This is a genomic window from Methylorubrum extorquens (genome assembly GCF_024169925.1).
Lineage (GTDB): Bacteria > Pseudomonadota > Alphaproteobacteria > Rhizobiales > Beijerinckiaceae > Methylobacterium > Methylobacterium extorquens_A.
The window spans coordinates 4,634,483-4,655,375 of the sequence record NZ_JALJXF010000001.1 but is presented as its reverse complement, the minus strand read 5'-3'; the positions used below and the strand labels follow the sequence as shown (position 1 = coordinate 4,655,375).

Below are 20,893 nucleotides of genomic sequence, written 5' to 3'. Positions count from 1 at the left end.
CCCCCCTTGTTTCCACCGATGAGGCAGGCTGCCGAAACCCGCAGCAACTCTATCTTGCCTCGAGCGGCTCGCGTAGATCTTCAACCGCGCGCACGGCCTGCCACCGGGAGACGAGATTGGGCATCCAGGCTCGCGATGCCCTTCATCAAATGATTGCACATGCGTCGGCGTGGCGGGTAACGTCGGGCCGTTCCATCGATTGAAAGGCGAGGCGTCCACGGCATGCATTCCGGTTCCCTGTCGCTGGACGCGTTCCTAAGCCATCGTTCCATGGACCGGCGCCTCGCCCGCCTCACGCACGACGTTCCGCTGCCCGAGGCACGGGGCATCGAGTTCGGACCGGCGAACAATCCGACGGCGCTCCCCACGGGCATCCGCGTCGCGTACGTCGATCACGCCACCGACGCCCAGGCCGAGCTGCCGGATGCCGTTCCGATCGACTATGCCTGGGCAGGCTCGGGCTCACTGGTAGAAGCAATCGGGCAGGAGGGGCTCGACTTCGCCATCGCCGCGCAGGTCGCGCAGTACGTACCGAACCTGCTCGGGTGGTTTCGTGGCATCCACGCCGTTTTGAGGCCGGGCGGGGTTCTCAACCTTTCCCTGCCCGATCGGCGCTTCATGTTCGATGCAGGCCGCGCCAACAGCACTGTCGCCGAGCTGATTGAGGCGGATCTGCTGGGCTACATACGGCCGAGTCTTCGCCAAATCTTCGCCCACACCTACGAGGCACGCGCCGTCGAACCCGGCGAAATCTGGGCGGGCGAGGACCCGACGCGGGCGTCGCGGCTGTGCGGCGAAGCTGCGCTGGCGTTGGCCTACAAGCAGGCCGGCGAAGCCCTTGCGTCAGGCCGCTATCAGACGTGTCATTGCTGGGTGTTCACGCCCTTCTCCTTCCTCGACGCCATCGAGGCGGCAGCGCGCCTCGGTCTGTTCCCCTTTGTGCTGAATCAGATCGCCGCGACGGAGCCGGGCGGGTTCGAATTCTACGTCTCGATGCGCCGCGATGCCGAGTCGGATCCGGAGAGGTTACGCGGCATGCAGGAGGGCGCCATCGCTCATCTGCGCGGAGTCCTGAGGCGACAGCAGCGCACGGCAAGGCTGCTCGCAACCACCTGAACGCCTTATCGCCGACCCATCGCGCCTGGGACAGGCATCAGCGCGATCACCAAGCCGGTCGTGCGGCGAACGCTGCACCGGAACACTCCCGGCGATCGATTGGGGTCACAGCACCAGCGGCCGGCCTCTCACGCGGGAGGAGGCTCGCCTCGGGGGCATGGGCCAGCCCCCCCCCAATGCGGCTGCCACAGCCAAAAGAAAGCCGAGTGTCTCGGCCTGGATCAATCCAAGACGGAACACTCGGCGCTGATTCTAAGGTCGCTCGCCATCGAGGAACTCGACGGCCGCGTTCGGGCAGTCCCTACTTCCGAATCGTGGCAAGACGTGCCGCGGCAGCGTGCAGGGCCGGGTTGTCGTGCGATCCGCTCAGGGCGTAGGCCGTGCCGCCGGTCCGCCAGTAGGCGGTCGTTCCGTCGCTCGAGCGTGCAACCGGCTCCGTCCCTTCGGATAGGGGCGCTCCGCTGCTGTGCTTGGCGAACAGGGCGAGTTCGCCGATCTCGGCCGACTGGATCGAGACCTCGATTCCGGTCCCGTTCCGGCTCGGGAAGATCTGCACGTCACGAACGGTCCAGCCTTTCGGCAGGGGCGGCAGGTCGACACCGGTCGCAGCTTCGAGGTCGGCCGGGTCGTAGGCCGAGACCATGGGCTGGCTGGTCGTGCGGGCGCGGATCTGCACGGCCTCGCGGGCCTGCTTCGCCTCTTCGGCCAGGGACGGATCGATCGGCGAGGCGAAGGAGCCGGGAACGCCGAAGCTGCCGCTCTCGGTATGGGCGAGCCAGCCCGCACCGACCAGGACCACGACCGCCGCCGCCCGGCGCAGGCGGGAACGAACCCGCTGCCACGCGAAGGCGCGGTCGATCCGGCGAGCGCTGGAGCGCAGCCGCTCCGGCGGCAAGCTCGGCACCGGCAGGAAGGCTTCGCGCAGGGCGTCGCGGTCGCGCAGGTCGGCCATGACCTGCAGCGCATCCTGGGGATTGCGCGCGAGATGTGCCTCGACCTCGACGCGACGCATCGGCTCGAGTTCGCCATCGACATACGCGATGAGTTCGGCTTCCGTAACCGGATCAACCATCAGCCCACTCCGACTGCCCTGCTTGCCCACCGTCGAACCTCTTCGTTTCCCGGTGTCGTTGTTGTTAACGGCTCAACAGGGTCATCAATTCCCACCGACGACGCGCAGATGTGCGCGTCCACGGTCTGGGCCATCGTCGGAGGAGCCGGCGGTGGCCTTGCCCTTGCGGCCGCCTTCCTCGAAGGCGCGCAGGGCTGCTCGGCCGCGGCCGAGCCGCGACATCAGGGTGCCGATCGGGATACCGAGCACGGCTGCTGCGTCGGCGTAGGCCATGCCTTCGAGGGTCACGAGATGGAGCGCGGCGCGCTGCTCTTCGGGAAGTCCCTCGAACGCCTTGCGGATCTGCATGAGTCGCACCTGCCCCTCTTGGGCCGGCGGGGCCACGTCGTCGGAGAGCTGCACCAGCACATCGGCGTGGCGGGCCTCGACGCGCTTGCGGCGCTGCTCGTCGATGAAGACGTTGTGCAGCACCGTCATCATCCAGGTGCGCAGGTTGGTATCCGGTCTCAAGTTCGCGCGCGATTCGAGGGCGCGAACCATGGTATCGTGGACGAGGTCATCCGCCTTCAGCGAATCCCGCGTGAGCGACCGGGCGTAGCGCCGCAAGGGCACCAGCAGGTCGACGATTTCGGAGCGTTTCGAGCGCATTCTGTCGGCCACCATAACCTGCTGACGACTGGCGCACGCCTTTAATCCGGCGCGTCGTTCTTTTTTTGAAAAATTTCGCGCGACCTGGAAGCCGGGTGGTTTTCGGGGCACGGAGCCTCGCGGCGAGAGCTCCACCCGCCGCCTCGAAACGCGAACAGCCCGGACCGGATGCGAGATCCGGTCCGGGCTGTTCGCGTTCGCTCACACCAAATCCGGTTGATCCCTTCGGGATAGCGGATTTGGACGTCGCACAGGCGCCGCGCGGGCTTGCTGACACGGCCCCCACTTGAATCAAGCGGAAACCGTATCAGAAATCGAGTTGAACGAGCGGAGGCTCAGTTCTCCTCGTCGCCCGGCTCGTACACCTCGGGCCGGGTCGAGGCGGCGCTGGCAACCGGCGTCGGTGCCTCGATGGTGGAGGGCACATTCACGCCGTCACGCTTGTAGATGTCGTCGCGGAACTGCACCGTGCCGTCCGGGGTCGCCCAGGCGGTGATGTATGTCCAGTAGACCGGCACGGGCTGAGTCAGCGTCGCATCGATGCGCTGGCCGCTTTCCACCGCCTGCTCGACGCGGGTCCGGTCCCAGCCGGGCGTGTCCTTCAAGAGCCACGTGATGTACTCGCGCACGTTCTGCACGCGCACGCAGCCCGAGGAGATGAAACGGAAGTCGTCGCCGAACACGCCACGGGAATTGGTGTCGTGCATGAACACGCCGTGCGCGTTCGGAATGTTGATGCGCACCACGCCCATGGAGTTGAAGTCGGCGCCGGAATCCTGGCGGTAGGTGTAGCGGGTGCCCTCGTCCGAGTTCCAGTTCACGGAGCGCGGCGAGATCTCCTGCCCCCCCGAGAGGATGCGGATCTTGTTGTCCGTGAGGTAGTTCGGATCCTTCTGCATCTTCGGGATCAGGTCCTTCCTCACGATTGAGGCCGGGACCGTCCAGGTCGGGTTGAAATTGATCTGCGTCGCCTTGGTGTTCATGATCGGCGACTGGCGGTCGATCTTGCCGACGCCGGCGGCGTGCAGCGTCACGACCTGGCCGTTCTCCACCGTCTGCACCAGGGCGGCGGGGATGTTGGTGATGACGAAGCGCCGGCCGAGATCGCCCGAATAGGAGCGCAGGCGGATCACGTTGGTCTCGAGCTGGCGCAGGCGCACCTCGGCGGGCACGTTCATCGCGGCCTGGGTCGCCGGGCTCATCTGGCCGGTCTGCGACAGGCCGTGCCGGGCCTGGAAACGCTTCACGCCGGCCGCGACGTAGGAATCGTAGACGCCTGCACCGCCGGCCGTGGCGTCGAGGTCGCCGGTGACGATCAGGCGCTGGCGCACCGCCGCCACCGCCGGCCCCCGGGAGCCGACGCGAAGACCGGCCGCGCCGGTCACGTTCTGCCAGCTGCCGCGGGAGACGATGGCGCGGTACTTCTCGGCCATCGCCTCGGTCGCCGCGATGGTGTCGGGCGAGAGGATCGGCGTCGAGGACCGATGCACCTGCATGGTCGTGGGCGAGGAATAGTCCTGCGCCCACTCGGCCTGGGCGAAGCCGCCCTCGCGGGCGAGCGCCGGGCCGGCGAGCACCGTTGCCGCCACGAGGGCGGCAGCGAGGGGGCGGGAGTGGGGGTGGCGCGCGCTCTGCAGCATCGATCCGGGCTCTGGATGAAGGTGCGGTCGGTGGATCCGGCCGGGAGTCAGGGTTCGAACGCGAGGCGTCGAAGAACCAAGTCTCGGCCAAGTCCTCGTGCCGCGGTTGTTGCGGTCTCGTGGTTAAGAAGCCATGCCGTTCCGGGCCATATTGTGGCGTCCGGGTGTGAGGGCGCACGCAGTGCGTCCAGCGCCGCTCGCCGGGCGGCCTCGCCGGGGCGCGGCGGCATGGCGCCGACCCGGCCCCTACCGGAGCGGCGCGAAGCGGCGTAAGGCTCGTGCCCATGCCGAGCCCACGCCGCGACCGGACCGGAGGAGCGCCGCGCGTCCTGCGCGGGCTGACCGCCGTGGCCGCCCTCTACGCGCTGGTGCTCCAGGCCCTGCTCGGCGGCATCGCGGCCCTTCCCGTCGCGGGGGCCCCCGCCGTCCTCTGCCAACCGATCGCGGACGGAACCGTCTCCGCCGAGGCGGCGAAGGACGGGCTTCCGGCCCCGGATTCGCGCTACGCCGGCTGCTGCACCGCCGCGCATCACGCGCCGGCCGCCACGCTCCCGCCTCCCGTCTCCGCCGAGGCCGCGCGGCCCGAGCGGGACGCTGCCCGCGCAGGCTGGTCCGGGGTCCAGCGCCGGGCCGCCCGTCCGCCGCCCTTCACCCTCGCCCACGCCCGAGCCCCGCCGGCTGCCTGACCCGCCCGATCCCCGCGATCCTTCGATGTCAGACAATCGGAACCGTCCCATGCCCCGCTTCTGCCTCAGCGCCCCTCTTCGCGCCGCCCTGCCGCTCGTCCTGATCGGCCCAGGCGCCGTCCTTGGCCTCGTCTCGCCCGCCTCGGCCCACGCCGTGCTGGAGCGCAAGGAGGCCACGCCCAACGCCGCCTATCGCGGTGTCGTCCAGATCATGCACGGCTGCGACGGCCGGCCGACCACCCGCGTCAGCGTCACCATCCCCGAGGGTGTGACCGGGGCCAAGCCGATGCCGAAGCCCGGCTGGACGATCGAAACCGTCAAGTCGGCCTATGCCCGGTCCTACCCGTCCTTCCACGGGCAGGTCTCGGAGGGCGTGACCCGGATCACGTGGAGCGGCGGCAGCCTGCCGGACGAGCAGATCGACGAGTTCACGTTCTTTGCCCGGATTTCCGACGCCTTCGCCCCGGGTGCGACGATCACCTTCCCCGTCGAGCAGGACTGCACCGAGGGCAGCTACCGCTGGAGCGAGGTCCCGGCCGAGAACGGGAGCGCGCAAGCCCTCAAGGCACCGGCCCCGACGGTGCGGATCGTCGCTGCCCGAGGCACGGCGGCCCAGGGAACGGCCGCCCAGGCAACGGCGGCGCAGGCTCCGGCTACCGCCGCCGCGAAGGCCGGAGCGATCGCGATCGAGACCCCTTGGCTGCGGGCAACGCCGGGCGGCGCGCGGGTCGCCGGCGGCTACGTGACCCTGCGCAACACCGGCACCGAGCCCGACCGGCTGACCGGCGCCGCCATCCCCCAGGCGGGCCGGGCGGAGATCCACTCGATGACGACGGAGGGCGGCGTGATGAAGATGGCCCCCGTCGAGGGCGGCCTCGCCCTCGCACCGGGGGCCGGCGTCGCGCTCAAGCCCGGCGGCTACCACCTGATGTTCCTCGACCTGAAGGACGGGCTGAAGGCGGGTGAGACCGTCGCGGGCACGCTGACCTTCGAACGGGCCGGGACGGTGCCGGTTACCTTCACCGTGGCACCGATCGGCGCGCAAGGACCAGGCGCGCAAGGACCCGGCGGCGCCGCACCCGAGGCCGACGGCCACAAGCACCACCACTGACCGGCGACACCGCCGCGCGGGCAAGAGCCTTACGGGAGAATCGCCGCCACATGCGGCGTTCGAGGCTCGAGGCCCGCGCCCTCCCCCTTTCCGCTCCGAACGGAGACACGATCATGCGCCTTCACGCTGTCCCGGCCGCCCTCCTTGCTCTCGGCCTCGCTGCAACGAACCCGGTCCACGCCCACGACTACAAAGCCGGCCCGCTCAAGATCGGCCATCCCTGGTCACGGGCGACGCCCGGCGGCGCGCGGGTCGCGGCCGGCTATCTCACGGTCACGAATACCGGCACCGAGCCCGACCGGCTCACCGGCGGCGCGGTCGAGACGGCCGGGCGCGGGGAGCTGCACACGATGTCGATGGAGGGCGGTGTGATGAAGATGGCGCCGCTCGCCGACGGCTTGGCGATCCCGCCCGGCCAGACGGTGACGCTCGCCCCCAGCGGCCATCACCTGATGTTCCTCGACCTGAAGACGCCGCTGAAGAAGGGCGAGCGTGTGAAGGGGACCCTGCGCTTCGAGCGGGCCGGCAGCGTTCCGGTCGAGTTCGCCGTGGAGAGCCTTGCTGCCAAGGCGCCAGAGAAAGGATCCGAGAAGGGGCCCGAGGCGCACGACCACGCGGGACATGACCATGGCCACTGAACCCCGGCCCAAGCCCCGCACGGCTTCCCCCGCCTCGCAGCGGGGGAGCACACTGATCCTCGCCGCCTTCGCGCTCGCCCTCGTCGGCATCGTGGGGGCGACGGTGGCCTTCCTGCCGCGGGGGGACAGGCCCTCCGCCCTGTCGGTGGTCGGCGGCCCGTTCCGGCTCGAATCCTCGAAGGGCGGCACCGTCGATTCGCAGGCGCTGAAGGGCAAGCCCTTCCTCGTCTTCTTCGGCTTCACCCAATGCCCGAACGTCTGCCCGACGACGCTGGCCGACCTCGGCACGCTACTCGACGCGTTCGGCGCCCAGGGCGGTGACATCCAGGCCTATTACATCACCCTCGACCCCGAGCGGGACACGCAGGCGGTGATGCGCGAATACATGGCCTCTTTCACCGACCGGATCACGGGATTGACCGGCACGCCGCAGCAGATCGAGCGGGTGGCGCGCGACTACCGGGCCTCCATGAAGCGGGTGCCGCTGCCGGGGGGCGACTACACCCTGGAGCACACGCTGATGGTCTACATGATGGACCGCGACGGGGGCTTTGCCGGACCGCTCGATCTGAACGCGGGGCACGCCCTCGCCCTCAAGCAGTTGCGAAAGCTGGTCTCCGACGGCCGCGACACCTGAGTATTTCGACTGGCGGGGGCCGATCTTCCGTTCTGCGGCCGCCGCAGCAGAAAACAGGGCTCTCCCGATCGCGCCTCCGTTGACGTCCGGGTAAGCTTGGCCATAGCTGGCGCCATGCGAGGGCGCTTGCCGGGATGGTCCGTGTGCCGCGCGGTCATCGCCGTGGCCGCGCTCTACGCGTTCGCCCTGCAGGTCGTCTTGGGCGGAGCCGCGCTTGCCGGCAGCCTCGCCCCGCAGAACGGTTTCGTCCACATCCTCTGCGCCCCCGATGCAGGCGAGGCTGACGGCCCCGTGAAGTCGCATCCGGGGCACGGGCACCTGCCCTGCTGCCAAGCCGCACACACCCTGCCGAGCCTCGACGCGCCGCAACCCGCCCACGCCGTCGTCGCGTGGCCGCGGGAGCGGATCGCCCCGGTCGCGTGGGGCCCCGAGATCGTCGCCCTCCCCCGCGCGCCGCCCGGCACGCGCCCGAGCGCCCGCGCCCCGCCCGTCGTCTGACCGATCGCCTCTTCCGATCCTTCAGACAACGGACGTTTCCTCATGCCTTCCCGTCAACGGGCCGTGCCGCGTGCCGCCCTGTCATCGACCCTGCTCGCCTCCGGCCTCGCGCTTGCCGCTCCGGCCCTCGCCGAAGCCCCGGCCGCGACCGAGGGGGCGGCCACCCTCTCCGAGATCAGCGTCTCCGGCACCGGCACGGCGGCCGGCTCGCTCACCGTGCCGAGCGTCGCCGCGCAACGCGCGGCGGTGAACGCCACCGTCGGCTCGGTCGCCTTCGTCGATGCCGCCACGTTCCAGAACCGCTACGCCAACACCGTGCGCGACGTCTTGAAAGACGTGCCGGGCGTGTTCGTGCAGGAGCGCTACGGCCAGGAGATGCGCCTCTCGATCCGCGGCTCCGGCATCGCCCGCGGCTTCCATGTCCGCGGCATCGAGCTGTTGCAGGACGGGATCCCGCTCAACCTCGCCGACGGCAGCGGCGACTTCTACCAGATCGATCCACTGAGCCTGCGCTCGGTCGAGGTCTACAAGGGCGGCAACGCGCTGACCTTCGGCGCGACCACGCTCGGCGGGGCGGTGAACTTCGTGACGCCGACCGCCTACACGGCGCTCGCACCGAACATCGCCCGAATCGACGGCGGCAGCTTCAACACCCTCCGCGAGCATTTTCAGGTCTCGCGGATCTCAGGGCCGGCCGATGTCCTGATCTCCGGCACCGCGACCAATTCCGACGGCTTCCGCGATCACGAGACCCAGCGCACCCGCAACGTGAACGCCAATGTTGGCTACCAGCTCGCGCCGGGCGTCGAGACGCGGTTCTTCCTCGGCTTCTACGATACCGACCAGAAGCTGCCCGGCTCGCTCTCGCTGTTCAATGCCCTCAACAATCCCCGCATCGCCAACCCGGCGGCGATCACCGGCAACCAATCGCGAAAGGTGACGACGGAGCGCATCGCCAACCGCACCTCGTTCGAACTCGAAGTCGGGCGCCTCGACATCGATTCCTGGGCGATTCACAAGAACCTCTATCACCCGATCTTCCAAGTGATCGACCAGGATGGCTGGACCTACGGCGTGGCGCCGCGCTGGGCCGGCACGTTCGATCTCGGCGGCTTCCGCAACGACCTGATCCTCGGCCTGCGGGCGTTCGCCGGCATCAACGAGGCCCGGCAGTTCGTGAACGTGGCGGGGTTCCGCGGCGCCCAGACGCTCAATGCCCGCCAGAGCGCCTCGAACTACGAGGCCTATGCCGAGAACCGGTTCTGGTTCCGGCCCGACATGGCGCTGATGACCGGTGCCAAGCTGTTCTCCTCGAACCGCACCTTCAGCGACAAGGGCGGCCTGCCGACCAACCCCACCGCGCGCTTTGCCAACATCACCTACGAGGGCGTCAACCCGAAGCTCGGCCTGATGTGGCAGCCGCTGCCGGACATCCAGGTCTTTGCCGACATCACCCGCTCGCGCGACGTGCCGGACTTCTCCGACCTCGTGCAGATGAACGCGTTGCGCACCACCTTCGTGCCGCTGGAGGCTCAGCGCGCCTGGACCTACGAGGCGGGCTCGCGCGGCCGGATCGACCGGCTGGCCTGGGACGTGACGCTCTACCGGGCGGAGCTGCGCGACGCGCTCATCAACTTCACGCCCAACCCCGGCCTCAACATTCCGGCGGCGACCTTCAACGCCCCGCGCACCCGCCACCAAGGCGTCGAGGCCGCCGTGACCCTCGACCTCGCCACGGATCTGACCGGCATCGGCGACCGGCTCGCCGTGACGCAGATCTGGACCCACAACGACTTCCGCTTCGTCGGCGATCCGGTCTTCGGCAATAACCGCATCGCCGGCGTGCCGGTGAACGTGCTGCGCACGGTGCTCGGCTACCGGCACCCGAGCGGATTCCACCTCGCCCCCACCCTCGACTGGGTGCCGCAGGGCGCGTTTGCCGACCACGCCAACACCCTCAAGGTGCCGGGCTACGCCCTGCTCGGCCTCCAGACCGGCATCGACTTTGCCAACGGCGTCTCGCTGTTCGTGGATGCCCGCAACCTTTTGGACGAACGCTACGTCTCCGACATTTCGGTGGTAACCAACGCCGCGACGGTGGCGGGCGGGCCGGTGGCGTTCTTTCCGGGCAACGGCCGCAGCGTGTTCGGAGGCGTGCGGGCCTCGTTCTGAGGGCGACCGTTCGACGCCAGCGCTAGGGGCGGCCGGCACGAAACCCGGCCGTCCCCTCAATACTGAACCGTCGCGCGCAAGCCCAATACGGCGGCGTTGCGCACCCGGCGGCCTTCCGGGTCGCGTGGATTGGCGATGCCGCCGCCGGGATGCAGGATCAGTTGCGCGTCCGGCTGGACGGTGAAGCCCGGCACCACCACCGCCTGATAGGTCGCCTCGATCACCGTCTCGGCCCGCCGCCGCGGCATCGCCGTGCCGGTCAAGACGATGGTGTCGATGTCGGACCGGCGCGCGTCGTCGGAGAGGCGGGCATGCGCGAGGCTGAGGCCCACCGTGTCGTCGTCGCGGCCCGGCAACAGGCCCTTATAGGCGAGGCCGGTGTCGAGATAGGCGGAGACGAGGCTGGAGCGGGTCGGCGACCACGCCGCGCGCACGAAGAAGCCGAGGCCTTCGTCGTCCTTGCCGGATTCCCGGTAGAGAGTCTGGTCCCAGATCGCATAGATCCCGGCATTGCCGCGCAAGGGGCGGCCGATACCGGTGGAGTTCGGGTCGGCGAGCGGCAGGCCGGTCTGGTCGAAGCGCAGGCTCTCGAAGCGCCCGAAATGCTGCCAGCCCCCGAGGGTGATGTCGCCGGGCAGTTCCTTCGAACCTTCCTGCGTGTTGAAGGCGTAGGTCGCCTCCGCCACGACGAGGGCGGGGTCGCGGGTACGAAAATTGGTGCCGGTGCGGTCGAGGCGCTGCCCCTCGGGGTCGTCGCCGGGGCGGCTGGCGCCGGCCGGATCGCCGTCGTAGAGCCCGGCCTGGAGCGAGAAGCCGTTGCCCGGCACGTATTTGGCCCGGATCGCGGGCGACGCGAGCGGGTAGGCCGGGCCGCCGCTCGGCAGGTTGAGCCCCGTGATCGCCGGCCAGCCGAAAGTCGAATTCACGAACAGGGTCGCGGTCTGGCTGACGAAGAATTCGGTGTCGGCCGCCTGCTGGCCGACCCGGATGCCGAGCCTCCCGTCGAAGAGCTGCTGGTCGAGCCACAGCACGTAGAGGCGGGAGGCCGGCAGCGCCTCGATCACGCTCGCCGGGATCAGGTTGCCGACGTAGTAGCGCGACAGGCCGGTGCCGTGGATGAAGTAGGCGTTGGCGTGCATCGTGGCGCCGTCCCAGCCGGCGAGCCGCTGCAGGTCGAGGTTGAGCCGCAGGTTCAGCCGGTCCTCGACGATCGCCCCCTGGCGGATGCCGCCGACGGGATTGCCGAGGGTCTCGGCGATGTAGGTGAGGCTGTACTCGATGCCCCGCTCCTTCAGCAGGGGCCGCAGGCCGAGCGGATCACCGAAGGGCCCGAGCGAGGGCTCGATCGAGCGCACATAGCCGCCGGACGCCTGGCTCGTCGATTCCGGCTGGGACACCGAGATCCGCGGATCGCCGCCCGCGCCCTCGTAGACCGGCCGCCCGGTGGGCTGCGCCAGGGCGGGCGATCCGGCGAGAATCGTCAGGGCCAGCGCGGCGGGAAGGGCGCCTGGAAAGGGGCGGCGGGACACGAAGAACCTCCACGGCGAACCGCGAAGCTTGAACTTACGGCCTCCGCTCCGGCCCGACCAGAGCACTGGACGCGTGCGACCCTTCGGGGCGCTCACGCCGCGCTGTGATCCAGCGCCCGCAGGTTCGCCACTAGTTCCGAAAACCCGTCGCCCTGAATCAGCACGTGGCGGCGGAGCTGATCGGCCGCCGCGGCGCCATCGCTGGCGAGGATCGCGGCGACGACCGCCTCGTGCTCGGTGAGCGACTGCGCCACCCGGTGGCGGGTGCGCAGCTGCAGCCGCCGGTAGGGCGAGAGGCGGCGGTGCAGCGCCAGCGCCTGCCCGCACAGGAAGTCGTTGCGGCAGGCGCGGTAGATCACCGTGTGGAAGACGTAGTTCTCCCCGTAATAGGCTTCCGGATCGCCCGCGGCGGCCGCCCGTGCGCAAGCTGCGAGCGCGCCGGTCAACTCCGCCTCCAGCTCCGGCGTGAGGCGGCGCGCGGCGAGCCGCCCGCAGGCCGCCTCCAGCTCCGCCATCGTCTCGAACATTTCCAGGAGATGGCCCGGCTCGGGCGCGCTCACGACCATGCCGCGGCGCGGCTTGGTCTCGACGAGGCCGGTGGCGGCCAGTTGCAGCAGCGCCTCGCGGATCGGGGTGCGCGAGACGCCGAAGCGCTCGGCGAGCTGCGTCTCATCGAGGCGCGCGCCGAGGGCGAGACGCCCTTCGACGATCTCGTCCTCGATCGTCTGCCTGAGGCGCTGAGTTTGGTTCATGGGTCGAGTCATCGGCGATTTCCTGCCGATCCATATTCACGAGCGTTGACAAAATATGCAAGATGACGCGATCTTGCATTAAATGCTGCGCTGAAACGTATATTTTGCGCTGCACAAAAGTCCGCACGAACGGACGGGCAGGATTCCGCGAAAGCGGTATTGGGAAGGAAACGCCATGACGCTGAACCGCCGCCACCTTCTCGCGGCCGGGCTTGCTGCGCCCGCGCTGCTCAAGCTCGGGAGCGGCCCGGCCCGGGCCGCCACGACCCTGAAGCTCTCGCACCAGTTCCCCGGCGGCACGGTCGACGAGGGCGACTTCCGCGATCGGATGTGCCGGAAGTTCGCCGCCGCCATCAAGGAGCGCTCGAAGGGCGCAATGGAGGTCCAGGTCTATCCCGGCTCCTCCTTGATGAAGACCAACGCTCAGTTCAGCGCCATGCGCAAAGGCGCGCTCGATCTCTCGCTCTACCCCTCGCCCTACGCGGGCGGCGAGGTGCCGGAGATGAATATCGGCCTGATGCCGGCCCTGGTCTCCTCCTATGCCCAGGCGCTCGCCTGGAAGGACGCGCCCGTCGGCCGCAAACTCACCGAAATCCTGGATGCCAAGGGTATCGTGCTCGTCTCCTGGGTCTGGCAGGCCGGCGGCATCGCGAGCCGTGAGCGCCCCCTGCTGACGCCCGACGACGCCAAGGGCATGAAGGTCCGCGGCGGCTCGCGCGAGATGGACCTGATGATGAAGCAGGCCGGCGCGGCCACGCTCTCGCTGCCGTCGAACGAATCCTATGCCGCGATGCAGACCGGCGCCTGCGACGCGGTGCTGACCTCCTCCACCAGCCTGATCTCGTTCCGCCTGGAAGAGATCTCGAAGGCGCTGACCTCGGGCCGCGAGCGCTCCTACTGGTTCATGCTCGAGCCGATCATGATGTCGAAGATCGTGTTCTCGGGCCTGCCCAAGGACCAACAGGATCTCGTCATGGCGGTCGGCGCCGAGCTCGAAAGCTTCGGCCAGGAGGGCGCCAAGGCCGACGACACCCGCGTCGAGGAGGTGTTCGGCAAGGCTGGCGCCAAGGTGGTGCAGCTCGACGAGGCGAATCTCGGCAAGTGGCGCGACATCGCCCGCGACACCGCCTGGAAGGACTTCGCCAACAAGAACGCGAGCTGCGCCGAGTTGCTCAAGCTGGCGGAGAAGGTCGGATGAGCCACGCCTTCGACGCGGCCTCGGCGGCTGCCGAGACACACAAGGCTGCGGAGGTCCGGGTTCCGGGCCTGCTCGGCGTCATCGACCGGACCACGCGCCGGCTCAACCACGTCATCCTGGTCTGCGGCGGGCTGGCACTCGTCGCCGCCTGCCTCGTGCTCAGCTACTCCGTCCTCACCCGCTACGTCTTCCACGAGCCGACCGAGTGGCAGGACGAGACCGCCGTGTTCCTCATCGTCGGCGCCACCTTCCTGTCGGCGGCGGGCGTTCAGGCCAAGCGCGGGCACGTCGCCATCGAGGCGCTCACCGGCCTGCTGCCGCCGGGCGTCAACCGGGTACGGCTGATCTTCGTCGACATCGTCGGGTTGGCCTTCGTCACCTTCTTCGCCTGGAAGAGCTGGAGCTTGTTCCACGAGGCCTGGGAAGACGGCCAGATCTCGCAATCGACCTGGGGACCGCCGCTCTGGATCCCCTACCTGCTGATGTCGGCCGGCATGAGCCTGCTCGCCTTCCAGTTCGTCCTGCAGATCGCGGAAGCGGTCCTCTACGGTCCCCGCGCCGCCGGCTGGGCCAAGCCGAAGATCGGCATGGGCGCCGATCTCAACCGCGACATGCACGACCGCCCGGACGTGACGCCCGAAGGGCCGGACCCCATGGGCCAGACGACGCGCAACCCGGCCCCGGTCCGGCCGATCAAGACGACGGGAGGCAAGGCATGAGCACCGCCGCGATCGGCTTCCTCTATGCCGGGGCAACGCTGGGGGCGATGCTCTCAGGGATTCCCATCGCCTTCGCGCTCGGCTTCGTAGCGCTGGCCTTCATGTACGCGTTCATGCCCGCCGCCTCGCTCGATACGGTGGCGCAGAACGTCTACGAGGAGATGGCCTCGATCACGCTGCTCTCGATCCCGCTCTTCATCCTGAAGGGTGCGGCGATCGGGCGGAGCAAGGCGGGTCAGGATCTCTACTCGGCGATGCACGCCTGGATGCACCGCATCCCCGGCGGGCTCGGCATCGCCAACGTGTTCGCCTGCGCGCTGTTTGCGGCGATGGCCGGCTCCTCGCCCGCCACCTGCTCGGCGATCGGCTCGGCGGGCATTCCGGAGATGCGCCGCCGCGGCTACTCGCCGGGCTTTGCTGCCGGGATCATCGCCGCGGGCGGCACGCTCGGCATCCTGCTGCCGCCCTCGATCACCATGATCCTCTACGCGGTCGCCGCCGAGCAGTCGCTGGGGCGCCTGTTCCTGGCCGGCATCGGGCCGGGCTTCCTGCTGGTCGTGCTGTTCGCGAGCTGGTCGGTGTTCCGCTTCCGCTCCGAGTTCGCGGCGGCCAAGCTCGCCTACGAGCGGACGGGTGCGCAGCATCCGATCCTCAAGGAGGACAGCTACAGCATGCGCGAGCGTTTCTCGACGCTACCGCGGGTGCTGCCCTTCGTGGTGCTGCTCACCGGCGTCATGGTCGCGCTGTACGGCGGCTACGCCACGCCCTCCGAGACCGCCGGCCTCGGCGGCCTGCTGGCGCTGGCGCTGATCGCGGTGATCTACGGCGTGTGGCGCTTCCGCGATCTCGACCCGATCCTCACGGCGACGCTGCGGGAATCGACCATGCTGATGCTCATCATCGGCATGTCGCTCCTCTACGCCTACGTGATGAGCTATCTCCACATCTCTCAGGCGGCGGCTCAGGCCATCGTCGCGATGCAGCTCTCGCCCTGGCTCCTGCTCGCGACCATCCTGGCGCTCGTCATCGCGCTCGGCTTCTTCCTGCCGCCGGTCTCGATCATCCTGATGACGGCGCCGATCATCCTGCCGCCGCTCAAGACCGCCGGGTTCGACCTCGTCTGGTTCGGCGTGGTGATGACGATCACCATGGAGATGGGGCTGATCCACCCGCCGGTGGGTCTCAACATCTTCGTCATCAAGAACATCGCCCCCGACATTCCGCTCAAGGACATTATCTGGGGCACCCTGCCCTTCGTGATCCTGATGGGTATCGCGATCGTCCTGCTCTGCCTCATGCCGGGCATTGCCCTCTGGTTGCCGGACCTGCTCCTGCCCACGACCCGGTAAGAACGGCAGCCGCACTCGGAGCGATGCTTTCGAGGAAGAAGAACCCTCCGTGCCCCGGCACGGAGGGTTAATCGTTTCTTGGTCGCCGCAGTAAAACTCGCCTTAACTTTCCAGCGCGCAGGATCGCCGCCTCACAGCCGCTTCCGGCACCGGACGGGAGACGATCCGTGACGAAGCCCATCGCCGACACGAAACGCGCAGAGGATGCCACGGCCGCGCCGCCGCTGAGCCCGAGCGTGCGCCGCCACCTCGGCAAGAGCCTGCGCAGTCACTACGCCGACAGCCTCACCGAACCGGTCGGCGAACGCCTCGAAGCACTCATCGGCCGCCTGGACACAGCGCAGGACCGGGCGACGCGCGGCTGACGCTCGAAAAACGGACCCGACGAGCCGAAAACCCCGGCCGCGACGGAGCGACCTGGGTTCGTGAACGGTGTGATGCGGGTTTGCGCGGGAGCGCGGTGGTCAAAAGCGCCTTCACGAAACGCCCGGTCGCCGACCGTGCGCCTCCGCCCACGACGACACTGCGGGCGTTGTCTCGGGAGGCCTTCAGTCGAGGGCGACGGCGACCAGGGAAAACAGGCCCGCCAGCAGCAGGTTGCAGGCGATGAGGGCGACGACCGTCATGGATTGGATTCGCGGCTGAGAGGAAACGGGGAAGGCATCGAAGGCGGTGGCTGGAACCGCCGCGAGAGGAACGTCTAGCGGGAGAAGCTTGACGGAGTGCTCATCCTGCGGGATTGCGGCGCCGAAGCGGCTCGGTTCGCCAAAACCGGTGCAGGAAGATCACAGTCCTTGACCTGCGACCACACTGCACCGTCGCGCTTGAACCGGACCTGAACCGAAAGCGCGGGATGGTCGCCCAAAGCGGTCATGCCGGTGCCGTCCAAGCCTCCATCGCCGGAGCCGGCCTCCGCGCTTGCCCCGGATCGAAATTCTGAAAAGCAGGCTCCGCGCGGCGCTCCTCTGCAAGGCGACGGCGATAAACGGGGCTTCGAGCTGCACCCCACACGCGCGGCGTGATTCGCTTCCGCCCTGCCCGCAGCGCTCAGGAGCGATGAAGGCCGACACGCTGTTTTCGGGCTCTCCTCGTCAATATTGCTAAGATTTCGTTAACCGATTAGGCTAGTGGCGTCCCGTTTTCGAGACAGGAGCCGGCCATGATCTCCCTGAACGAGACCTTCCTCACGGCAGCCGGCCTTTTCGGGCTCGGCGCATCCGCGGCAGCGGCCGGAAACCCGGCGGAGCCACAGGACTTCCGGGACTTCGACCGGAGCGAGACCGCGCCCCACGACGAGGGAAGAACGCTGTCGCAGGACGACGCCGAGGCAGATGATCCCTTCTTTACTGCGGTCGCCGACGCCTTGCGGGAGGCCGGCTACCTGGATTCCTGAAAGTCGGCTGATTAAGCCTGCCTGATCCGCCGCCCCGCGCGGGCGCTCAGGAAGGCCGCCGCACCGCATGTCCGCATCCTCCACCGTCTCGCCCGACGTGCTCGCCGCGATCGGCGGCACGCCCCTGATCCGGCTGCGCCGCGCGTCCGAAGAGACCGGCTGCACTATCCTCGGCAAAGCCGAATTCCTCAACCCCGGCCTCTCGGTGAAGGACCGGGCGGCGCTCTCGATCGTGCGGGATGCGGAGGCGCGCGGCCTGATCCGGCCCGGCGGCACCATCGTCGAGGGCACGGCGGGCAATACCGGGATCGGGCTGGCGCTGGTGGCGTCCGTGCGCGGCTACCGCACCGTGATCGTGATTCCGGAGACGCAATCGGCAGAGAAGAAGGAGACGCTGCGGCTCGCCGGCGCCCGGCTCGTCGAGGTGCCCGCCGTCCCCTTCGCTAACCCGAACAACTACGTCCACGCCGCCCGCCGTCTCGCCGAGCGGCTGGCGGAGACGGAAGAGGCCGGCGCCTTCTTCGCCGACCAGTTCGACAACACCGCCAACCGCCGCGCCCATATCGAGGCGACCGGCCCCGAGATCTTCGCGCAGACCGGCGGCGCGGTCGATGGCTTCGTCTGCGCGGCGGGGACCGGTGGCACGCTGGCGGGCGTGGCCGAGGCGCTGCGGGCGGCCAAGCCGGGCGTGAAGATCGCCCTGTCCGACCCGGAGGGCTCGGCGCTGCACGCCTATTACAGCACCGGCACGCTCAAGGCCGAAGGCTCGTCGATCACCGAAGGCATCGGCCAGGGCCGGGTGACGAAGAACCTCGAAGGCTTCACGCCCGATCACGCGTTCCGGATTCCGGATGCGGAAGCGCTCGGCATCATCTTCGCCCTGATGCGCGAGGAGGGCCTATCGCTCGGCGGCTCGTCGGGCATCAACGTGGCGGGCGCGATCCGGCTCGCCCACGAACTCGGGCCCGGCCACACCATCGTGACGATCCTCTGCGACGGGGCGGCGCGCTACGCCTCGAAGCTGTTCAACCCCGCCTTCCTGGGCGAGCGCGGCCTGCCGGTGCCCGCGTGGCTTGCAGAGACCGGGGGCGCCCTGCCGGACTGGCGGGCCTGACGCCCCAACGTCCCTCGGGATAAGTTGCGAGCCGGCTGAACGAAATCGCGTGCACAAGCGTTGCTGTTGGCGCTCAGGCAAAGGGGTCTGGGCGGACCAACGAGGCTTCCGCCGATGACCATCACCACCATCCTCCTGATCCTGCTGATCCTGCTGCTGTTCGGCGGCGGCAACTTCTACGGCGGCGGGCGCTTCCGCGGCCCCGGATTCGGCCTCGGCGGCCTCCTGATCATCATCCTGATCGTGCTGCTCGTCACGCACCGGATCTAGAGCATCATCCCGAAAGCGGGTTGCCGGCTTTCGGAAAAGGCGATGCTCTAAGGCCAGGCGCCGCCCTCACCGCGCGCAGGTGATGGCAACGACGGCATCGAGAGCGGGCGCCGCCGCCCCGCCCAGCGTGGTCGCGGCGCCCTTCGCGGGATCCTTCGCCGCGTCCTTGCCCGCTCCGGCGGTCAGGCCGCTCTCGCTCAGGAAGGCTGCCACGGCCTTCCCCGGCACGACGGCATAGCGCGTCGGCGGCATCACCCCGGCGATCAGGCGGGGTGCGGTGGGAAAGCGGGCGACGAGTCCGACGAGCCGGCCCGATCGGTCGAGCACCGGCGCACCGCCGGCGCCGGGCTGAAGCGGGGCGTCGACGCCTTCGACGGCAGCGGTGGCGGGGGCGACGCTCGGGCGGCCCTTGGTTTGAGCGCCGAGCACGAGCAGGGCCTCGCCCTCGCTCACCGGCTCGGCGCGGAGCGGCGGCGACGCACCGCCCGCGAGCCCCTCGGCGGACAGAAGCGCGAGGCTGCCCGCCGCGTCGCGCCGCTCGATCCGGGCCGCCGCACCGCCGATGCGCGGCGCGGTGCACGCTTCAAGGGCGGAGGCTGCCGTCAGCACCCGCCCGCCGCCCAGCAGCAGGCCGGTCGCGGCAGGACGCGCCTCGGCCTGCGCACCGGGCAGCGGCGGTGCTGCGGGCGCGGCCGCCAAGCCGGAGGCAGGCCCGCGAGGGGCCGGGCCGGTGGCCGCCGTCGGAGCGGTGGGAGGCGGCGCGTCCTCGGGAAACGGTGCGAAATTGTTGGCCACCGCGATGACGAGACGGTCGACCGTGTCCGCCAGCGCCCTGTCGTAGCCGAGGGTGAAGCCGCGGATGCCCTGGGGGCCTTCGGCGTAGCGGATATAGGAGCGCCCGCCCGCGGTCTCGGCGGTGATGACGATGAAATCCGGCTTCTTCAGTTTGTAGGTCACCTTGCGGCCGGGCATCGCGGCGACGGCGCGCTCGAACAGGGCGTCGAGGCTGGTCTCCCCTTGCGGGAACGACTTGGTGTCGAGGGTCACCCGCCCGTCGGCGCTCTGCCAGCGGGTGCCGCCGGGGATCGCGCTCTTCTTCGGCAGCAGCGCCTCCGGCACGCCGACCACCACGCCGCTCGCCGGATCGGGCTGAACCTTGAAGCGCGCCGCCCGCCGGGCCTCCTCCGCCTCGCGCTTGAGCGCCGCGCGCTCCGGCGGGGTGAGCAGGCCGGTCGGGGCGGCGCCCGTGCGGGTCTGGTAGGTCTGGATGCCGTCGAAGCTGCGCTTGCCGAAGGCCCCGGTCGTCACGCCATTATAGTCGCCGGTCCAGACGAGCGAGTCTTGCAGCCCCCGCCGCTCCGTCTCGGGCAGCGCCTCGAAGCCCGCCCGCGCCGCCTCGAAGGCGGGATCGGGGGCGGCCGGAGCCGGGGTGGCGGGTTTCGGCCGGGCCGGCGCGGCCGGTGGAGCAAGCCCTTGCGCGAGCGCCCCCGTTGCGAGTCCGGCAGCGAGCAGGGCCGGCAGGCCGGTGCGAAAAGCTCTCATCCGTCCCGTCATCACCACCGCTCGATTCGAAGTGCGGACGATGATGCCAGCCGGAGCGTGCCCGCCACAAGTCGCTGCGGGGCTCCGTCATCAGGGCCATCGCTCGAAGCCGCATCGGCGGCTTCGCGGCGCGGGCTTTTCAGGACGTCCGTCTTGAAAAGCGTCGAGCGGAGCGAAAGCCTAAGCCCGCGGAGGCGGGCGCCGGCGACTGAGGTCAAACGACAAACCAGGGAAATCGCTTCGAGCGATTGCCCTGGCACCGGCATGCGGGATCGTGATCGTGCCCCGGTGGACGGAGCGGCCCCGGGCGACAGCTTTGGCACGAGAGTTCGAGACAGGCGGAAGGGCGCGGCTTTGCTGCAGATCGGATTGTACGGTGCGGCGGCGCTCGCGGGCGTCGCCTTCGTGGTCCAGCAGGCGGTCAATGCCGGGCTGAGGGGCGAACTCGGCTCCGGTCTCTGGGCCGGATTCGTCAACTTCACGGTCGGCGGCCTCGCCGTCGGCCTCCTGGCGCTGACCTTGCGCGAGCCGTTGCCCTCGCTCGCCGCGGCCGCCCGTGCGCCCTGGTACGCCTGGACCGGCGGACTGCTCGGCGCGATCTACGTCGTCGGGGCGATCTTCCTGATCCCGCGCATCGGCGCCGCCGCGGTCGTCGCCCTCCTCATCGTCGGGCAGATGCTGATGTCGCTCGCCCTCGACCATTTCGGGCTGCTCGGCGTGCCGGTGCACGAAGCGAACCTTCCGCGGCTTGGCGGCGCGCTGCTTCTCCTGGCCGGCGTTGCCCTGATCTGCCTCTACTGAGGTCCCTC

Annotated in this window: 21 protein-coding genes; 15 read left to right on the top strand and 6 right to left on the bottom strand. The window is 69.5% G+C overall.

Annotated features, from left to right (window positions below):
* Positions 1-222 precede the first annotated feature (222 nt).
* Positions 223-1,116: a class I SAM-dependent methyltransferase gene (locus J2W78_RS21745; RefSeq protein WP_253373668.1), complete on the top strand. Its 894-nt coding sequence runs from the start codon at positions 223-225 to the stop codon at positions 1,114-1,116.
* Between the two features lie 301 nt (positions 1,117-1,417).
* On the opposite strand, the gene J2W78_RS21740 is transcribed toward J2W78_RS21745, so the two are convergent.
* The 3 genes from J2W78_RS21740 to J2W78_RS21730 form a co-directional block, all read right to left on the bottom strand.
* Positions 1,418-2,188 carry an anti-sigma factor family protein gene (locus J2W78_RS21740; RefSeq protein ID WP_253373667.1) on the bottom strand — a complete coding sequence of 257 codons (771 nt, stop codon included), beginning with the start codon at positions 2,186-2,188 and terminating at the stop codon, positions 1,418-1,420.
* Positions 2,189-2,272: 84 nt separating this feature from the next.
* Positions 2,273-2,836 carry a sigma-70 family RNA polymerase sigma factor gene (locus tag J2W78_RS21735; protein WP_012752434.1) on the bottom strand — a complete coding sequence of 188 codons (564 nt, stop codon included), beginning with the start codon at positions 2,834-2,836 and terminating at the stop codon, positions 2,273-2,275.
* A gap of 335 nt (positions 2,837-3,171) precedes the next feature.
* The gene (locus tag J2W78_RS21730) at positions 3,172-4,476 is read right to left on the bottom strand and encodes a L,D-transpeptidase family protein (protein ID WP_253373666.1); all 1,305 of its coding nucleotides are present in this window, start codon (positions 4,474-4,476) and stop codon (positions 3,172-3,174) included.
* 284 nt (positions 4,477-4,760) lie between these two features.
* On the opposite strand from J2W78_RS21730, the gene J2W78_RS21725 reads away from it, so the two are divergent.
* The 6 genes from J2W78_RS21725 to J2W78_RS21700 all read left to right on the top strand — a co-directional run bounded on the left by J2W78_RS21725 (position 4,761) and on the right by J2W78_RS21700 (position 10,218).
* Positions 4,761-5,162: a hypothetical protein gene (locus J2W78_RS21725; protein ID WP_253373665.1), complete on the top strand. Its 402-nt coding sequence runs from the start codon at positions 4,761-4,763 to the stop codon at positions 5,160-5,162.
* A 49-nt stretch (positions 5,163-5,211) separates the two neighbouring features.
* Positions 5,212-6,273 (top strand): DUF1775 domain-containing protein, encoded by a 1,062-nt coding sequence (locus tag J2W78_RS21720; protein ID WP_253373664.1) that lies wholly within the window; start codon positions 5,212-5,214, stop codon positions 6,271-6,273.
* A gap of 113 nt (positions 6,274-6,386) precedes the next feature.
* Positions 6,387-6,911 (top strand): copper chaperone PCu(A)C, encoded by a 525-nt coding sequence (locus tag J2W78_RS21715; protein WP_253373663.1) that lies wholly within the window; start codon positions 6,387-6,389, stop codon positions 6,909-6,911.
* Entirely contained in the window at positions 6,901-7,548 is a 648-nt protein-coding gene (locus tag J2W78_RS21710; protein WP_253373662.1) for an SCO family protein, read from the top strand. The genes J2W78_RS21715 and J2W78_RS21710 overlap by 11 nt, the downstream gene beginning before the upstream one ends.
* A gap of 141 nt (positions 7,549-7,689) precedes the next feature.
* Positions 7,690-8,046, top strand: coding sequence for a hypothetical protein (locus J2W78_RS21705; RefSeq protein WP_253373661.1), 357 nt, complete (start codon positions 7,690-7,692; stop codon positions 8,044-8,046).
* 42 nt (positions 8,047-8,088) lie between these two features.
* The gene (locus J2W78_RS21700; protein WP_253373660.1) at positions 8,089-10,218 is read left to right on the top strand and encodes a TonB-dependent receptor family protein; all 2,130 of its coding nucleotides are present in this window, start codon (positions 8,089-8,091) and stop codon (positions 10,216-10,218) included.
* 56 nt (positions 10,219-10,274) lie between these two features.
* Here the strand turns inward: J2W78_RS21700 and J2W78_RS21695 are convergent, their stop codons facing one another.
* Complete coding sequence (locus tag J2W78_RS21695; protein ID WP_253373659.1) at positions 10,275-11,747, bottom strand: carbohydrate porin; 1,473 nt, start codon at positions 11,745-11,747, stop codon at positions 10,275-10,277.
* Between the two features lie 92 nt (positions 11,748-11,839).
* The gene (locus tag J2W78_RS21690) at positions 11,840-12,499 is read right to left on the bottom strand and encodes a GntR family transcriptional regulator (RefSeq protein ID WP_253373658.1); all 660 of its coding nucleotides are present in this window, start codon (positions 12,497-12,499) and stop codon (positions 11,840-11,842) included.
* Positions 12,500-12,674: 175 nt separating this feature from the next.
* Between J2W78_RS21690 and dctP the strand changes: the two genes are divergently transcribed.
* From dctP to J2W78_RS21655, 7 genes are all read left to right on the top strand, one after another.
* Positions 12,675-13,697: a TRAP transporter substrate-binding protein DctP gene (gene dctP / locus J2W78_RS21685; RefSeq protein ID WP_253373657.1), complete on the top strand. Its 1,023-nt coding sequence runs from the start codon at positions 12,675-12,677 to the stop codon at positions 13,695-13,697.
* Positions 13,694-14,416 carry a TRAP transporter small permease gene (locus tag J2W78_RS21680; protein ID WP_253373656.1) on the top strand — a complete coding sequence of 241 codons (723 nt, stop codon included), beginning with the start codon at positions 13,694-13,696 and terminating at the stop codon, positions 14,414-14,416. The genes dctP and J2W78_RS21680 overlap by 4 nt, the downstream gene beginning before the upstream one ends.
* Positions 14,413-15,765: a TRAP transporter large permease gene (locus J2W78_RS21675; RefSeq protein WP_253373655.1), complete on the top strand. Its 1,353-nt coding sequence runs from the start codon at positions 14,413-14,415 to the stop codon at positions 15,763-15,765. Before J2W78_RS21680 ends, J2W78_RS21675 begins: the two co-directional genes overlap by 4 nt.
* A 167-nt stretch (positions 15,766-15,932) precedes the next feature.
* Positions 15,933-16,130 (top strand): hypothetical protein, encoded by a 198-nt coding sequence (locus tag J2W78_RS21670; RefSeq protein ID WP_253373654.1) that lies wholly within the window; start codon positions 15,933-15,935, stop codon positions 16,128-16,130.
* Positions 16,131-16,924: 794 nt separating this feature from the next.
* Positions 16,925-17,158 carry a hypothetical protein gene (locus J2W78_RS21665; protein WP_253373653.1) on the top strand — a complete coding sequence of 78 codons (234 nt, stop codon included), beginning with the start codon at positions 16,925-16,927 and terminating at the stop codon, positions 17,156-17,158.
* Between the two features lie 67 nt (positions 17,159-17,225).
* On the top strand, positions 17,226-18,272 hold the full coding sequence (locus tag J2W78_RS21660) for a cysteine synthase A (RefSeq protein WP_253373652.1): 1,047 nt from the start codon (positions 17,226-17,228) through the stop codon (positions 18,270-18,272).
* Positions 18,273-18,386: 114 nt separating this feature from the next.
* Positions 18,387-18,542: a DUF3309 family protein gene (locus tag J2W78_RS21655; protein ID WP_156635778.1), complete on the top strand. Its 156-nt coding sequence runs from the start codon at positions 18,387-18,389 to the stop codon at positions 18,540-18,542.
* A gap of 66 nt (positions 18,543-18,608) precedes the next feature.
* Here J2W78_RS21655 and J2W78_RS21650 read toward each other — a convergent pair whose 3' ends face one another.
* Complete coding sequence (locus tag J2W78_RS21650) at positions 18,609-20,084, bottom strand: serine protease (protein ID WP_253373651.1); 1,476 nt, start codon at positions 20,082-20,084, stop codon at positions 18,609-18,611.
* A 354-nt stretch (positions 20,085-20,438) separates the two neighbouring features.
* Here J2W78_RS21650 and J2W78_RS21645 point away from each other — a divergent pair, with 354 nt between their 5' ends.
* Complete coding sequence (locus J2W78_RS21645; RefSeq protein WP_253373650.1) at positions 20,439-20,885, top strand: DMT family transporter; 447 nt, start codon at positions 20,439-20,441, stop codon at positions 20,883-20,885.
* Positions 20,886-20,893: the final 8 nt, after the last annotated feature.

Bases quoted from the DNA above. Each gene is read 5' to 3' on its own strand.
- J2W78_RS21745 (WP_253373668.1), top strand. From the start codon at position 223: ATGCATTCCGGTTCCCTGTCGCTGGACGCGTTCCTAAGCCATCGTTCC.
- J2W78_RS21740 (WP_253373667.1), bottom strand. From the start codon at position 2,188: ATGGTTGATCCGGTTACGGAAGCCGAACTCATCGCGTATGTCGATGGC.
- J2W78_RS21735 (WP_012752434.1), bottom strand. From the start codon at position 2,836: ATGCGCTCGAAACGCTCCGAAATCGTCGACCTGCTGGTGCCCTTGCGG.
- J2W78_RS21730 (WP_253373666.1), bottom strand. From the start codon at position 4,476: ATGCTGCAGAGCGCGCGCCACCCCCACTCCCGCCCCCTCGCTGCCGCC.
- J2W78_RS21725 (WP_253373665.1), top strand. From the start codon at position 4,761: ATGCCGAGCCCACGCCGCGACCGGACCGGAGGAGCGCCGCGCGTCCTG.
- J2W78_RS21720 (WP_253373664.1), top strand. From the start codon at position 5,212: ATGCCCCGCTTCTGCCTCAGCGCCCCTCTTCGCGCCGCCCTGCCGCTC.
- J2W78_RS21715 (WP_253373663.1), top strand. From the start codon at position 6,387: ATGCGCCTTCACGCTGTCCCGGCCGCCCTCCTTGCTCTCGGCCTCGCT.
- J2W78_RS21710 (WP_253373662.1), top strand. From the start codon at position 6,901: ATGGCCACTGAACCCCGGCCCAAGCCCCGCACGGCTTCCCCCGCCTCG.
- J2W78_RS21700 (WP_253373660.1), top strand. From the start codon at position 8,089: ATGCCTTCCCGTCAACGGGCCGTGCCGCGTGCCGCCCTGTCATCGACC.
- J2W78_RS21690 (WP_253373658.1), bottom strand. From the start codon at position 12,499: ATGAACCAAACTCAGCGCCTCAGGCAGACGATCGAGGACGAGATCGTC.
- dctP (WP_253373657.1), top strand. From the start codon at position 12,675: ATGACGCTGAACCGCCGCCACCTTCTCGCGGCCGGGCTTGCTGCGCCC.
- J2W78_RS21680 (WP_253373656.1), top strand. From the start codon at position 13,694: ATGAGCCACGCCTTCGACGCGGCCTCGGCGGCTGCCGAGACACACAAG.
- J2W78_RS21675 (WP_253373655.1), top strand. From the start codon at position 14,413: ATGAGCACCGCCGCGATCGGCTTCCTCTATGCCGGGGCAACGCTGGGG.
- J2W78_RS21665 (WP_253373653.1), top strand. From the start codon at position 16,925: ATGATCTCCCTGAACGAGACCTTCCTCACGGCAGCCGGCCTTTTCGGG.
- J2W78_RS21660 (WP_253373652.1), top strand. From the start codon at position 17,226: ATGTCCGCATCCTCCACCGTCTCGCCCGACGTGCTCGCCGCGATCGGC.
- J2W78_RS21655 (WP_156635778.1), top strand. From the start codon at position 18,387: ATGACCATCACCACCATCCTCCTGATCCTGCTGATCCTGCTGCTGTTC.
- J2W78_RS21650 (WP_253373651.1), bottom strand. From the start codon at position 20,084: ATGAGAGCTTTTCGCACCGGCCTGCCGGCCCTGCTCGCTGCCGGACTC.